This window comes from Candidatus Thiodiazotropha sp. AKIB8 (assembly GCF_058244675.1).
The window spans coordinates 1-15,137 of record NZ_JBSYOO010000022.1 but is presented as its reverse complement, the minus strand read 5'-3'; the positions used below and the strand labels follow the sequence as shown (position 1 = coordinate 15,137).

General features: G+C 48.2%; 17 protein-coding genes. All 17 read right to left on the bottom strand.

The features are described from left to right. Positions 1-361: 361 nt before the first annotated feature. Positions 362-901 (bottom strand): molybdopterin-guanine dinucleotide biosynthesis protein B, encoded by a 540-nt coding sequence (mobB, locus tag AC4IFB_RS04210; RefSeq protein ID WP_490779469.1) that lies wholly within the window; start codon positions 899-901, stop codon positions 362-364. A 393-nt stretch (positions 902-1,294) separates the two neighbouring features. Then, on the bottom strand, positions 1,295-1,699 hold the full coding sequence (locus tag AC4IFB_RS04205; protein WP_490775618.1) for a DUF2802 domain-containing protein: 405 nt from the start codon (positions 1,697-1,699) through the stop codon (positions 1,295-1,297). Positions 1,700-1,765: 66 nt separating this feature from the next. Next, the gene (locus tag AC4IFB_RS04200; RefSeq protein ID WP_490775617.1) at positions 1,766-1,939 is read right to left on the bottom strand and encodes a hypothetical protein; all 174 of its coding nucleotides are present in this window, start codon (positions 1,937-1,939) and stop codon (positions 1,766-1,768) included. An 84-nt stretch (positions 1,940-2,023) separates the two neighbouring features. After that, a complete protein-coding gene (locus AC4IFB_RS04195; protein ID WP_490775616.1) occupies positions 2,024-2,503 on the bottom strand; it encodes a chemotaxis protein CheW in 480 nt (159 codons plus the stop codon). A 69-nt stretch (positions 2,504-2,572) separates the two neighbouring features. Then, entirely contained in the window at positions 2,573-3,259 is a 687-nt protein-coding gene (locus AC4IFB_RS04190) for a chemotaxis protein CheW (protein ID WP_490779468.1), read from the bottom strand. Next, positions 3,256-4,056 (bottom strand): ParA family protein, encoded by an 801-nt coding sequence (locus tag AC4IFB_RS04185; protein ID WP_490775614.1) that lies wholly within the window; start codon positions 4,054-4,056, stop codon positions 3,256-3,258. The genes AC4IFB_RS04190 and AC4IFB_RS04185 overlap by 4 nt, the downstream gene beginning before the upstream one ends. Further along, a complete protein-coding gene (gene motD, locus AC4IFB_RS04180) occupies positions 4,053-4,910 on the bottom strand; it encodes a flagellar motor protein MotD (protein ID WP_490775613.1) in 858 nt (285 codons plus the stop codon). The genes AC4IFB_RS04185 and motD overlap by 4 nt, the downstream gene beginning before the upstream one ends. A gap of 37 nt (positions 4,911-4,947) precedes the next feature. Then, positions 4,948-5,694 (bottom strand): flagellar motor protein, encoded by a 747-nt coding sequence (locus AC4IFB_RS04175; protein WP_490775612.1) that lies wholly within the window; start codon positions 5,692-5,694, stop codon positions 4,948-4,950. Next, a complete protein-coding gene (locus tag AC4IFB_RS04170) occupies positions 5,691-6,752 on the bottom strand; it encodes a protein-glutamate methylesterase/protein-glutamine glutaminase (RefSeq protein ID WP_490779467.1) in 1,062 nt (353 codons plus the stop codon). Before AC4IFB_RS04170 ends, AC4IFB_RS04175 begins: the two co-directional genes overlap by 4 nt. Positions 6,753-6,842: 90 nt before the next feature. Continuing rightward, complete coding sequence (locus AC4IFB_RS04165; RefSeq protein WP_490779466.1) at positions 6,843-9,095, bottom strand: chemotaxis protein CheA; 2,253 nt, start codon at positions 9,093-9,095, stop codon at positions 6,843-6,845. A 71-nt stretch (positions 9,096-9,166) separates the two neighbouring features. Beyond that, the gene (locus AC4IFB_RS04160) at positions 9,167-9,901 is read right to left on the bottom strand and encodes a protein phosphatase CheZ (protein ID WP_490775609.1); all 735 of its coding nucleotides are present in this window, start codon (positions 9,899-9,901) and stop codon (positions 9,167-9,169) included. A 26-nt stretch (positions 9,902-9,927) separates the two neighbouring features. After that, the gene (gene cheY / locus AC4IFB_RS04155) at positions 9,928-10,299 is read right to left on the bottom strand and encodes a chemotaxis response regulator CheY (protein WP_490779465.1); all 372 of its coding nucleotides are present in this window, start codon (positions 10,297-10,299) and stop codon (positions 9,928-9,930) included. A 78-nt stretch (positions 10,300-10,377) separates the two neighbouring features. Then, positions 10,378-11,124, bottom strand: coding sequence for an RNA polymerase sigma factor FliA (locus AC4IFB_RS04150; protein WP_490775607.1), 747 nt, complete (start codon positions 11,122-11,124; stop codon positions 10,378-10,380). Between the two features lie 5 nt (positions 11,125-11,129). Continuing rightward, positions 11,130-12,008 carry a MinD/ParA family ATP-binding protein gene (locus tag AC4IFB_RS04145; protein WP_490775606.1) on the bottom strand — a complete coding sequence of 293 codons (879 nt, stop codon included), beginning with the start codon at positions 12,006-12,008 and terminating at the stop codon, positions 11,130-11,132. Then, positions 11,995-13,284: a flagellar biosynthesis GTPase FlhF gene (gene flhF, locus AC4IFB_RS04140; protein ID WP_490775605.1), complete on the bottom strand. Its 1,290-nt coding sequence runs from the start codon at positions 13,282-13,284 to the stop codon at positions 11,995-11,997. The genes AC4IFB_RS04145 and flhF overlap by 14 nt, the downstream gene beginning before the upstream one ends. 531 nt (positions 13,285-13,815) lie before the next feature. Then, positions 13,816-14,328: a DsrE family protein gene (locus tag AC4IFB_RS04135; protein ID WP_490775604.1), complete on the bottom strand. Its 513-nt coding sequence runs from the start codon at positions 14,326-14,328 to the stop codon at positions 13,816-13,818. A 185-nt stretch (positions 14,329-14,513) separates the two neighbouring features. Then, complete coding sequence (locus tag AC4IFB_RS04130; RefSeq protein WP_490775603.1) at positions 14,514-14,792, bottom strand: helix-hairpin-helix domain-containing protein; 279 nt, start codon at positions 14,790-14,792, stop codon at positions 14,514-14,516. Positions 14,793-15,137: the final 345 nt, after the last annotated feature.

Below are 15,137 nucleotides of genomic sequence, written 5' to 3'. Positions count from 1 at the left end.
TTCGCGAGCTGTTGGAAGAGGTTGGGTTTAAAAAGATTACCTTCTATTGGCAGGGATTCGATGACGACGGTGAAGCAGATGGTATATTTGTCCCTGTTGAGGAAGGCGAAGCTGATGCCGGTTGGATTTGTTATATCTCTGCAGAGAAACAGTAACCAACCTTCTTTGGTGGGGCATGGCCCCACCCTACGCTTAATTCAAACATTCACAACACTTGACCCAAACCGGTAGGGTGGGGCCATGCCCCACCAAGTGGACTTAAAACAGTGCGCCTAACTTGAACGAATAGCCACCTGCAACACCATATCAAAGTTTAGATTCTTTAGCTGAGCATAGTGTGTAACCAGGTACTTTTATCTTGTTAGTAACTGGCACAATACTCTTCGACAAACTTTGCGATTTCACTTAAATCATTTAGATCAAGTATTGGCAACTCGCTCTGTTGTTCAATTGGTGCATCAGTGGCTACTGCAATAACAGAGGGATCATCAGGAAATAGTAGTGGCTTGCCCAATGCAGGGCGATGTAGCTCTATTTTGGGGAAATCGAGATGCCTGAACCCCTCCACCACGACAAGATCAATTTCCCGACAGTCGAGTCTCTGCAACAATTCAGGCAATTCTGGTTCCTTTGGGTGTGGTTCATCCACCATTAAGGCCCAATGTTGAGAGGTGGCCAGTAGAACCCGACCAGCACCCGCCTTGCGTAATTCGTAACTATCCTTACCTGGTTGATCCACCTCTACCTTATGGTGGGCATGCTTAATGACACCCACTCGCATTCCGGACTCTTTGATAAGCGGAATTAACTGTTTCAACAGCGTAGTTTTTCCTGTTCCGCTGTATGCGGCAAAACCTAAGAGTGGGGTTTTAGAGGAGATCAAATCTGTATTTTGAATCACTGCTGCCCCATTAACTTTCAATCTTTTCAGAACAACTCTGAAAGCCCCTCTCCCTTTACGGGAGAGGGGTTGGGGAGAGGGTGTACGCGGAGCGTTTCATGTGGTTGAAAGATAAAACCGCATTGATCGTTCATATTTTTCTTGCTGATTGTTGGAGAAAATAGGGCGTTCATTCTCCCCCTCTCCCCCGGCCCCTCTCCCACCCATTTAAGATACTGATGACTTGTAAGTTTTTCTTGCCGTGACCCTCTGCTTTACAATGCTTTTTCATGTCTCAATTCTCAATCAGCGATAGAAACCAACAGCAATGAATCAGTTACAACCGTATTAGTTAAAGTAAGTGGGACAGCAATGATTTTGAATAAACTATTTGGTCGCAGAGCTCATCATGACTTAAGCATCTTCCTGCTTTACACCATGAATCATAATAATCAGATCTGCCGCATCACGGCTGATGCCCAGCTCTTCAATCAATTGTTCCGGACCGGCACCGGCACGAACCATACTGATAGCATCACTGTATGGTGGATCACCCTGCAGGTTCGACTGTTCAATATTTTCCTGTCGCTCTTCAAGATCACGCCCCTGTCGTTCCAGCCGATTCACACGCCTGTCGACACCAACAGCGCTGGAACAAAGCGCAGCAACAGTCTGTTTCAGGGTTTGGATCTCTTTACTTTGTTGGGCCAGGCGCTCTTTTCTCCTACGATCAATGATAAAGAGATAGCCCAAAAACGCGGCAAGCAGCATTGCCAGCGGAAGTAAAACGAACCAGAATAAAATTGAACTACCTGCCATAGTTCACCCTGGCGATAACACCTACTATCTTAATACCAGGGTGCAGTCTCTGCAGCAGTTTAGTCATCAAGCATACTCATCAATATGTGGCTTTCCATTACCTTTGTCTTGTTTAGGCTTCTGCTGCTCCTGATTCTCCTGTTCATCCTTCCGTTTTGGACGATCACGGCGCATAGGGGCCTTTGCCGGCTTTACCGGGTAGAGAGGATTGAGTGGACTTTGTTCTCCAATTTCAGGCATAGCTGGTGCCTTTTTACCAAAAGCAGTCTAATCCATTAAAAATAGCTGTTAAATTGTTTTCAGCAACAGATCCTGTATGCAAGTCTAGTACATGCTGATTTCCTGCCACTCCTCATCGGTAAGCAGTTTATTCAGATCGACCAGAATCAGTAACCTTTTATCTTGGGTGGCAACTCCCTGGATGTAGCGGGAACTCTCTTCTGTTCCTACATTGGGCGCCACATCAATCTGATCTTCACTGAGTTCAACAACTTCAGCTACTGCATCGACCAGAATACCGACAACCTGCTTCTCTGATTCGATCACAATAACGCGACTGGCATCGTTGACCTCAACCGAAGGCAGACCAAAACGCTTTCTCGTGTCTATAACGGTAACCACGTTACCGCGCAGGTTAACTATACCCAGGACATAACTCGGTGCCCCAGGTACTGGAGCGATCTCAGTCACCCTTAATACTTCCTGTACCTGCATGACATTGATGCCATAAACCTCATCCATCAGGATGAAAGTAACAAATTGAATCAGTGGACTACCACCACTCTCATCATCATCTACACTCATGGTCTACACCTCTAAAGCTCACTGAACTTCTGATTTTTCGTTGAAGCACCGATCTCATGTCATCTACACTCAGGCTGCAAGCAACCCTAAAACCCCATCTACGTCGAGCAGAACACTCAACTCTTGGATGATAATACCTGCATACCAGGGTTTATTAGGCACCCCACTACGCCAACGTACCTCATCCTTTTCAATACTCAAAGTATTACAGATACTGTCCACAGCCAATGCACGATCGCCCTCGCCTATGATCAAGAGCTGCTGCGGTTTTACCCGATCATCTACAGTCAACCGTTCCGGCATCAATAAGCGGGCTGAGTCTATTACAACCACTTTCTCTTCCCGATTAAGAACGACACCTAATGACCAAACAGGTTGGCCAGGTAGCTGACTTGCCTCTCCACTGTAGTTGAGAATCCCCTTTAATGCATTGAGGGGGATACCCATGGTGATGCCATTGACTTTGAATAGCAGCACCTGAAACTCATTTTCAACCCAATCCGGCAACCCTGACGCTTGTTGTGGCTGGATCTGAACAGACTCTGCAAGCTCCGGCTCTGACAGCTGGGTCACTTCTGTCTGTTCCTCCACTATAATATCGGCAACAGGAGGAGGCTCTTTAACCTTCACGCTTTTGTCTGGAATTGTGTCAATCTCCAGCAATAGCGTATCGAGGTAACTCTTTAGCGCGTTGTCCGGTTCCTCTATTTTGTTTGCGACCGGTTTCAAGCGAGACTTATCTGATGGCATACTCATGCACCAGCTCCCGCTTTCGGTAGTGTCTCGTGATCATTCAGTAACTCTTCGAGTAACTTACCGTAAGCCAGTGTTCCATGGCTCTGAGGTGCAAACAGAGCAGGAGGTATACCCGCCTTACTGGCTTCACGAAAAAGTGTATCCACAGGTATCAGGCTATGCCATACATGCTCAGGATAACTCTCTCTCATCACTCTAATACTATCAATGGAGGCCCTTGTACGACGATCAAACATCGTTGGCACTATATGGTAGGGCAGAGGGATCTGTCTGGACTTGGTAACCATATCAAGGGTATGTAACATGCGCTCCAGCCCTTTTAGAGCAAGAAATTCTGTTTGTACTGGGATAATCAGGTGATCACATGCAGCCAGTGCGTTGATCATCAGCACGCCTAATATAGGCGGACAATCGAGTAAAACATGATCATAGCGGTCACTAAGCTGGCTCATCGCCTGTTTGATGACCAACCCCATGCCATCCAGTTTGCCTGCCTGCCGATCAAGTGTGGCCAATGCCATTTCAGCCGGCATTAAATCCAGCCCTTCAGTACCTGTGGGGTGAATCAGCCCAAGAGGATCAACAGTCTGCTTCTGTGCCACGCCTTTAAACAAGCTGTAGACACTCTCTTCAAGCCCATCAGGGTCGTATCGAAAATAACTGGTCAGAGAGGCGTGTGGATCGATATCAACCAACAGGGTACGCAACCCCCATTGGGCCAATAGCCCTCCCAATGAGACCGTTGTGGTGGTTTTTCCCACCCCCCCTTTCTGATTGGCGACGGTCCAGATCTTCATCCGCCACTTCCCGGTAGATCGATGGTTCGATCCTGCTTACCATTCATACCCAGGATCACCAGGGTAACGCGACGATTTTTAGCTCTTCCCTGCTCTGTATTGTTACCTGAGACAGGCCTATGCTCAGCATAACCGACTGCAGACATACGATCTGGAGTAACACCGGTTCGGCTCATCAAGTGCACAACACTGGCAGCACGAGCAGCTGATAACTCCCAATTGGATGGAAACTCTTCGGTGTTGATCGGACGGTTATCAGTATTGCCTTCCACTTGGATCTGGTTGGGAACTGCTGCCAACACCTTGCTGATTTCTCTGAGGGCCTTTACCGCAGCCCTTGAAAGATGGGCACTGGCACTGGGGAACAACATCTTATCCTTCATGTTCACCACCACCCGATCCTCGCTGAAACTGACATCAACCAGCTCCTGGTCGACATAGTCGCTCAACATATCCTCGATGGTGGCGGCTAAAAAACTGAGTCGCTGGGTCTCATTGCTTGGCAGATCGGGTATCACCTCTTTTCCAACCGCCTGATCCAGGCCCAGACGATTCTCCATACCTGGTCCCTGGCGAAGTTCACCTTCGATCAATGCGCTCTCCTGTCCCAGACCCGGGGTATCCCCACGGCTACGGGCAAGTTCACCAACCTGAATCGGTTCCAGACTACGCTGGGATTCCTGAAATGCATGGGTGAGGGTTTGAGATAACACTCGGTATTTACCTTCATTCACTGAAGAGACCGAATACATGACCACAAAAAATGCAAACAGCAGGGTCACGAAATCCGCATAGGAGACAATCCAGCGTTCGTGGTTAACGGGCTCTTCCTGGCGTTTGCGTCTTCTGCCCATGACTAGCCGACCCTACTTGACCATTTACAAAGGATATTCATTGCAGAAACCCTTTCAATTTGGTTTCGATACTGCGAGGGTTGTCGCCCTCAGCGATGCCGATAACACCCTCTATCACCATCTCTCGAAATGTAGATATCTGTTCCGATTGCGTCTTCAGTTTTGAAGCGATTGGCAAGAGGAACAGATTCGCGAGTCCAACCCCGTATATCGTTGCAACGAAAGCTGTAGCAATACCACTACCCAACTTGCTGGGATCAGCCAGATTCTGCATCACATGAATCAATCCCATTACCGCACCGATAATGCCAATTGTAGGTGAATATCCTCCCATTCCCTCGAATACCTTGGATGCCTGGATATCGTATTGCTCACTGGCATCCACTTCCATCTCAAGAATAGAACGAAGCGCATCGGGCTCACTGCCATCTACCAACAGCTGCATACCTTTACGGATAAAAGGGTCAGGCTCTTCATCAGCGATCGTCTCTAAACCCAGCAGCCCCTCTTTTCTTGCAATATTGCTCCACTGCACCAACTTATCTATGGTTGTGCGCATATCGAGCTTGGCTGGTAGAAAGACACGTCCGGAGAGGCGTAGTGCATGCCAAAAGACCGGCACAGGCGTCTGTAGCAAAATGGCGCCAATCGTACCGCCGATGACAATCACCATAGCAGGACCATTGACCAGGGAGTCCATATGCCCCCCTTCTAGCCAATTACCACCAAGTATCGCCAGAAAAGCGACCAGAATTCCGATAAAACTCAGAAAGTCGACTCTCATTTCAGTCTCGCTAGCAATGGACCCATCTCATCCAGACCCAGAACCCGATCGGACAGACCTGCCTTCTCAACAGCTTGTGGCATACCGTAGACCACACAGCTTTTCTCGTCCTGACTCCAAAGGGAGGCACCCGTATTTTTCAACTTTTTTGCCCCTTCAAGACCATCGGCTCCCATACCCGTTAATATTAGTCCCAGTGCATTACCCCGATAACTTTCCGCAACCGATGAAAGAAAAACATCGACACTTGGATGGTAGATCTCCCCAGGCAGGGCTTCGGAAATCCGGATCTGGTAGCCCCCAGCACCTCTCACAATGCGCAACTGTTTTCCACCGGGCGCGATCAACCCCTCCCCTGGAACCAGTCTGTCACGATCCACTGCCTCTTTGACCTTTATGGAACAGGCAACATCAAGTCGTTCCGCATAAGCTGTGGTAAAACTGCCCGGCATATGTACAGCTGCAACTACAGGCAACGGAAAATTTCTTGGCAACGCACTTAATATCTGACGAAGTGCAACCGGTCCACCTGTCGATGCACCAATTGCCACCATTTCAGGGTTACTCGTGAATGAAGGAGCAGCCTGCTTGATTGGAGATACACGGGAAGATTGACTGAGATAATCTTTGACACTGGAGCGAGATCTGGACATAGAGGATTTACCTAAATTCCGCACCCGTTCGAGTAGCTCCTTTGCGGTCTCTTCCGCACCTGAAACCGGATTATTCATCTCCTTTGGCAGAAAATCCATGGCCCCGGCATCCAATGCATCAAGCGTCTCCCTGGCACCTTCGGTGGTTACAGCAGAAAACATCAGGATTCTGGTTGGCATCTCTGCCATGATTTTACGAACTGCCGTAATCCCATCGATCACAGGCATCTCGACATCCATCGTCACCACATCGGGTTTTAAAGATCTATTCTGCCTGATTGCCTCTGCACCATTCGCAGCGAAGCCAACAACCTCTATGTCACTAGCGGTTTGCAGTGCCGCCGCCACACGATTACGGAAAAAGGCGGAGTCATCGACAATCAATACTCGCACTTTGGCGCCCATATTCCCTCTTAAAAACCACTTTAGTCTCAGAGACGGGCAGCAACCCAAGCTTTCTCAGCGTTATGCAACACCCCGTCAAAAACCGATTAATTAAAATTTCTTAACATTTTTTCGCATCAAACCAGGTACATCCATGATCAATGCGATTTTTCCATCACCTGTGATAGTGGCGCCAGCCATACCTTCAAGACCTTGCAGTAAAGCCCCTAAAGGCTTGATCACAACCTCCTCTTGCCCGATCAAATGATCGACTACCAAACCAACCTGCAAATTACCTACATTCACAATTACCACATGCCCATTGCCCTTCTCTTCAGTGGTCAGTGGGTTTTTGGGTCTCAGCCAGTTTCGTAGATAGAACAACGGTAGCGCACGCTCTCTTACCATGATGGTCAGTTGCCCATCAACAACATGGGTACGCTTGAGATCGAGATTAAAGATCTCCACAACACTGGCTAAAGGTAGGGCGAAAGGTTGATCGTTCAGCAACACCATCAGGGTCGGCAATATTGCCAGGGTCAATGGCAGTTTGATGATAATGATACTGCCTTGTCCCCATTCCGAGTCGATCTCAACTGAACCGTTCATCTGGGCAATACGTGTCTTTACTACATCCATTCCAACACCGCGCCCCGAAACATCGGAAATCTCAGTCTTGGTGGAAAAACCGGGTGCAAAAATCAGGTTAAAACACTCCCTATCATCCAACCTGGCAGCTGCATCAGCATCCATCATGCCCTTTTCAACAGCCTTCTCACGTAATACGTCAGGATCCATCCCCTTACCATCATCGGCAATAGAGAGCAGAATATGGTCGCCTTCCTGTGCAGCGGACAGTACCACGGTACCCCGTCTGGGCTTTCCTTTTTGCTCACGTTCTTCCGGCTGTTCGATACCATGGTCGACTGAATTTCTCACCAGATGCACCAGGGGATCGGCTAACGCCTCGACCAGGTTCTTATCCAGATCGGTATCTTCACCCTGCATCTCCAGGTCGATCTCTTTTTTAAGGCTACGAGCCAGATCCCGCACAACACGGGGAAAACGACCGAAAACTTTTTTGATCGGCTGCATGCGGGTTTTCATCACTGCCAGTTGCAGATCCGAGGTCACCACATCGAGATTACCCACTGCGTTCGATACTTGTTCATCATTCAAAGTCGCTTTCAACGTCGCCAGGCGATTACGAACCAGAACAAGCTCACCGACCATATTCATAATATCGTCGAGGCGTTGGGTATCCACCCGAACAGATGTCTCTGCCGGTGGTTTGTTTGCCTGTGGAGGCTTAGCCCCTTTTGCAGCAGGTTTTGCGGAAGCTTTCGCTTTCTTTTCTGCAGCAGCTTTGGGCTCGGACTTGGCAGCAGGCTTGGGAGCCTCTTTTGGAGCAGGTGCTTTTTTAGCCGCTGCAACTTTCTTTTTCGCCACAGCTTTCTTTTTCGCTGCAGGTTTTGCCTTTGGTGCTGCAGGGGCCTCCTGCTTTACCTTTTTCGGATCGAATTTACCCGAGCCGTGAATCTGGTCGAGAATATTCTCAAACTCATCCTCAGAGATATCATCGCTGGCATTTCCTGCCGCTTTTTTCTTCTCAGGCTCACTGTCTGCTACTTTATTGGGATCGAATTTGCCCTTGCCATGGATCTGATCAAGGATATTCTCGAACTCATCTTCTGAAATATCATCCGAATCAGCTTTCTGACTCTTTTCATCTGCTTTAGGTTTACCGGTAAACTTCCCCTTACCGTGGAGATCATCCAATAGCGATTCAAATTCATCCTCAGAGATATTGTCACTTGCGGCAGTAGTCTCAGCTGGTTCCTGGATGGCATCAAGAAGCTCTTCGAATTCGTTTTCACTCAGATCTTCCGTCTCTGCCTCGGAATCAGCCTGCGCCGGCTCTTCAACCGCCTCGACAGCTTCCTCCTCAACCTCTTCCTGCTCCTCTTCCTCACCTTCGGGCACAGCAAATGTATTCAGGCGTTGAATGAGACTGGGTTCGGCATGATCGGGCATGACCCCCTGGCGCACATCATTGAACATCGCATTCACGACATCCAGCACTTCAAGCACCGAATCCATTAAATCCGGCCCTACACTGCGCTGACCTTGGCGCAGGATATTAAATACGTCTTCTGCGCGGTGACAAACCTCAACCAAAGGATCAATGGTGAGAAAGCCTGCGCCACCCTTGATGGTATGGAAACCACGAAAAACGGCGTTGAGCAGATCAAAATCGTCAGGTTGCTGCTCAAGGTCGACCAACTGCTCACTAAGCAGCTCAAGAATTTCTCCTGCCTCGACCAAAAAATCCTGAAGGATTTCGTCGTTGACATCGATGCTCATCTAACACTCCCGGTAACACTACCGAATATTGCCATTCTTATTGACTGATATATCGGTCTAAACCTGAATAACTAAAATCCAAGGCTGGAGAGCAGATCATCCACGTCATCCTGACTGGTCACTTGATCCCCTTGATCGAGACCTGGAATCGCCGGACCGGCCAACTCTTCGTTACTCTTCTTCTCGCTCCCTTCGTCAAACTTATCGCCCGTAATGCGGACCAACATTACCAATTTCTCTTCAACATCGTGAACCAGTGTGATCACCTTACGGATAATCTGGCCGGTGAGATCCTGAAAGTCCTGAGCCATTAGCACGTCAGAGAGGTTTTTATGCAGACTGGCGGCATCTTCTTTAGATTTGGCGAGATATTCAGACAAAGAAAGACTCAGATCCTTAAAGTCATCCTTATTCAGCATACGAGAACGCAATCGCTCCCACTGCTCCAATAATTCAGCGGATTGGGATTCAATGCCTTCAACCAACGGCATACTCTTTTCAACCGCTGTCAGGGTACGATCCGCAGATTGCTCAGTCATTGTAATGACATAACTGAGCCGTTCTTTGGCATCAGGTATTTCAAAACTGGTCATATCGTTGATGCGTGCATCGAGTAGAAACCCGTTGATCGCATCATGCAGCTCGCGTGTCAAACGACCGACTTCAAGAAACAGTTGATCATTATTTGTAGGAGTGGTCAGTGCTGCGATCAGCCTTTCAGACTCCTCTTCATCGCCTGATTCCAAACTGCTGACCAACGCTTTGGCTGTATCTAAACGCAGCTGGTTATCCTGTTGTTGCCCCATAGTGAGAAACTCCCGGAGAAAAAAGGTTAACCCACGCGTTCAAAGATCTTACCGATCTTCTCTTCCAGGGTGGTTGCGGTAAAGGGCTTTACAACATAACCGTTGACGCCTGCCTGGGCCGCCTCAATAATCTGCTCGCGTTTAGACTCAGCTGTCACTAGAAGAACTGGCAGGCCAGCCAGTTTCTCATCTGCTCGCACAGCCTTCAGTAGATCGATACCCGTCATGCCAGGCATATTCCAGTCTGAGACGAGAAAATCGAAATTCCCGCTCTGCAACATGGGCAATGCAGTCAAGCCATCGTCTGCCTCCTGGGTATTGTTGAAACCCAAGTCTCTCAGCAAGTTTTTGATAATTCGCCGCATTGTGGAGAAATCATCCACAATGAGGATCTTCATATTTTTGTCCAATGCTTACTCCCTCCTGTATTTTTTACCGGTCATCTCCAATCACGGCATCTACAGGCCAACCAATTACTACTCTTCTTCGTGCACTAGTGAGAGCCATTCTGTCAGTCTAGAGCGCAATCGCAAGGTTGCCTGACTGTGTATCTGGCAGACCCGAGATTCACTGACACCCAACACATGCCCGATCTCCCGAAGATTCATTTCATCGTCATAATACATAGCGATCACCAATCGCTCCCGTTCAGGTAAACTGGCTATAGCCTCAGCCAGCGCCTTCTTGAAGGCATCCTTCTGCAAACCCTCAAAGGGGCTGTCCATCGGGCCTTCACGGGAAGCCGGAAAGCCATCACTGACTGCTGTCAATTCATCCAGACTGAATATCCGGCATCCGGTTGAGTCCTGCAGGATCTGATGATAATCCTCCAGGCTCATCTCAAGCGCCTGCGCCACCTCGATATCCCGAGCATCTCGACCCTCGGTGTTTTCGATTTCTCGCATCGCCTCGGCCACCATGCGTGCCTTACGATGCACAGAACGTGGCGTCCAATCACTACGCCTGATCTCATCCAGCATGGCCCCCCTGATGCGGATACCCGCATAGGTCTCAAAACTGGCACCCTGAGTGGGATCATAGTTTTTGCTTGCTTCCAGCAAACCCAGCATACCTGCCTGGATCAGATCATCCGATTGCACATTAGGTGGCAATCGATTCATCAAATGATAGGCGATCCTTTTGACCAGCCCTGCATGCTGGTTAACCAAGTCATTGTAGCTCTGCTGCTTTTGCACGGCGGTGTATGTCGCTAAACCGTTCACCGTCATTACTCCCCATATTGGCTTGAAAATTGGATCAGGCGTTCGACAAAAAACTGCAGATCACCACTGACTCCAGTTGGTACAGGCCAGTTATCGGCCTTCTTGGCTAAATTCTTGAACGCCTGCGCTACTCTCGATCTCGGAAAGGCCTCAACCACCGGTTTTTGACTCTTCACCGCTTTCCTGAGCTGCTCATCATACGGAATACTGCCCATGTAGCTGAGCATAACATCCAGATACTGATCAGTAACCCGACACATCTTGTTGTACAGATCGCGTCCTTCCTGAACAGTTTTGACCATATTGGCCAGTATACGAAAACGACTGATACCATGCTCTCGATTTAATAGTTTAATTATGGCATAGGCATCTGTAATTGATGCTGGCTCGTCACAGACAACCACAATCTGCTCCTGAGCCGCCCTGCTAAAGCTGATTACCAAATCAGAAATACCTGCTGCAGTATCGATCAGCAATATGTCCACATCATTGGCCAGCTCACTAAATGCATGAATCAATCCTGCATTTTCTGCTGGTGACATCTCCGCCATGTGCTGAATACCAGAGGCGCCCGGTACAACCCGCAAACCCTTTGGCCCGGTGACAATGATATCCTCAAGGGAAGCTTCACCCCGCATCACATGGGAGAGGTTTAGTTTAGCATGTAATCCAAGTACCACGTCCAGATTAGCCAAACCCATATCCGCATCCAACAGCATCACCCGCCGTCCCATTTCGGAGAGGGCAATCCCCAGGTTGGCGGAAATATTGGTTTTACCCACGCCCCCCTTGCCGCCAGTAACAGCAATTACTCTAACAGGTTCTGGGTTAACCATCCTACGTAGTCCGGTTGCCTGGTCTTCGATATGTTCAGACATTTGCATGTTCGCTCATTCCTCCGAAGGCCATAGCCAGATACTCCTCATCGGGTTGATGTTCTGTCTGTTGCGTCATTTCAACAGCCTGTCTTATTAGTACTTCGGATCGGGCAACATGAATATCTTCAGGCACCCGCTGGCCATCAGTGGTAAACGCCAGGGGAAGCCTAGCTTCCAGTAACGCAGAAAACACACCACCGAGGGAGGCGGCTTCATCCATTTTTGTCAGGATTGCAGCCACAGGTGAGATAGCACCAAATGAACGAATCGCGTGAGTCAGAGCGCTACGCTGTGTAGTCGCTGAGAGTGTCAGTAAGGCCTTCACCGGATGATTACCCTGATTCAAGAGCGCTAGACGCTCTGTCAATTTCAGATCCCGTTGACCCATTCCTGCTGTGTCGATCAATACCAGGCGTTTTTCTGCAAATGCATGCAGAGCACTACTCAACTCCTCAGGGGAAGTGACGCTGCGAACAGGCACATCCAGAATTTGACCATAGTTCTGTAACTGTTCCTGAGCACCAATGCGATAGCTGTCCGCTGAAATCAGTGCCAGATGGCGATTACCATGGCGTAGACAAAACTTTGCCGCCAGTTTGGCGATGGTTGTTGTCTTTCCAACGCCGGTTGGGCCGACCAGAGCCAGAATACCTCCGGCATTAAGCAGATCGTCATGCTCAACCAGAAATTCCCGACCGAGATGATTCAAAGCCTGTCTCCAGGCCAGTTCAGGAGTCTCAGCATCCTCTGCCCGATAGGCCAATTCACGGCAATGGGCGGCATCCAAACCAAGTCCCATGAGTTGCCGCATCAATTCTTGTGTTTGAGGACGACGATGGCCCATATCGCGCCAAGTCAGTTCGGATAACTCATTTTCCATCATCCGGCGCAGTGCCTGCATCTCCTGCCGCATCTCGCGCAACACTGGATCCTGGCTCCATTCCACTTTAGGTTTATCCCTACCCTCGCCTGTATCAAAGGTCTGATGCCTCTCATTGCGCTTAGGGGAGATATTTTTTACACCCCCCTCAACGTCTTTATAAGCTGAAGCAGCAACAGAGTGGGTAGTTGCCTTTTTACCCTTAATCTCTGGTTCGTTTGATTCTATGGAGGTCGGTTGGGTAGTGCTGAAGGCAGACTCATCATAATCTACCGCTGCTACCAGCTCGATGCCTCCCTCTACTCCCTTATTCGAGAGAATAACCGCATCCGATCCCAATGCCTCTTTAACCTGGCGCAAGGCCTGTCGCATGTCAGAAGCGAAAAAACGTCTTATTTTCATAATCCGCAATCTCCGGCGATCACCCTGATAAGAGCTTGCACCTGTTAAACTGCCTATTTAATAATCTGGTCAGTTGAATCCGGGGCACTGAGTGTTAATCCAGTTTTACCCACCTGTTTATCCCTGCCATATGGCTCCACCTCTAGTTATGCAACAACCATTCCAACCAATAAAATGGATATACAGGAATCTATTAACTGTTTGTTTACAATAAGTTAGTGACTAGACGGATTGACAACTCCAGGCAAACTGCAGCATCACAACGCCAGGGGTTTGACTTCTGAATAGTGATTGCGCCAAGGATTCGGCAGCAGATTTTTTTGCTGCAAATCCACTGCAAGAAAAAGAACCGGCCTATTTTTCAGAGATGATATTCGAACAGATCAACACTTTAGTATTGATTGCAAAGCGGCGATCTCGATCCTTGAGAAAAGTCCCGAAATAGAGCAGGCCTGAATATAGCCAGTTATGTCACCAGGGCCTGTTAACACGATTCGAATCGGCCCTAGTGTACTGTAACGTATAAACTGACTAAAAAATGGGTACCAACTTATGCCCCTGGGTCTGCCAACCGATCAGGGAGATGAAACCGTCACCCACCACATCCATTTCAGGCAATACAGTGTTGTTCTCCACTTTAAACACACGATTGGCGATCGCGCAGACCTCCATGCGAACACCCTTCTGTTTAAGGATTTTCGCTGTCGCTGAGATGGCATTCAATTCATCACCAAACTCCAATTCCAATTCATCATCGGGCTCAGTGCTTAGATAGCGCACAGTTTCACCAATAAAGACCAGTACCATATCGGGAGTAACTCCCTGCTTTACCAGGCCTTCATGGGTTCCGCGGATGATATCAAGATAGAAAGCGGTCTTACGGGGATTAGTGAAATCGATAAGAAACACACTCTTGGTCGCTTTTACGCCATTCAGAGCGGCAGAATCATCGATCTTCTCTGCTGCCTGAGTAGCACTGACTCCCAGCAGCAGAAGACCAAAAAGCCAAATCGATAACCCATACCTACCTATCAAATTAGACATCAACGTTTAACCTCACATCTGGTTTATTCAAGCGGTGATCAATGCTGGATCACCGGTTTTAATAGGATGCAAAGACTAGAATGAATATTCATTCCTGTCAATAATCATGGCGATTTACAGCGGACCATTGGCTGCTGGCCGCATCTTGATCTGAGCTACACTTGTACCCATGAGCATCCTGGTAGTTATGTTATGGATAGTAAGTGACGTTTGCGTTCATTAGAGAACTCCCACCACTTTCTTGGTGCCTCACCCTGCATAAATCTTACTGCAGAGATAAAAACATCGATAACGCAGGGATCATGACGCTTTTGAGTCACGCTGCACAGGTCACTGTACATTTTGTAGGGATCTTGCCCAATTAGCTCACAGGGCTCTTCCAGCCCAATGGCAAACAGATCTTTTTCAATTGCCACACCGATATTTGGGATATCACGAAATCTCTTAATATCTGTTCGATTCATATGAGTTTCAGTATTGACAACAGTCTGAAAAGAATAATACACCTTGTTAAATATAATAAATATCGATAGCCACAATACTTATTAAATTGACAACATAGAGCGATACGGAAGGATTGTTTGTTCATTTCCATGTAATCCGTGCATTCCGTGGTTAAAGCATATATATAGATATTCAAAATATCTCTTCAACCACGGATAACACGGAACGACACGGAAGGTTGTTTGTTCATTTTCCGTGTAATCCGTGTATTCCGTGGTTAAAGCATATATATAGATATTCAAAAACCCTCTTCAACCACGGATGACACAGAGCAACACGGAAGGATTGTTTGTTCATTTTCCGTG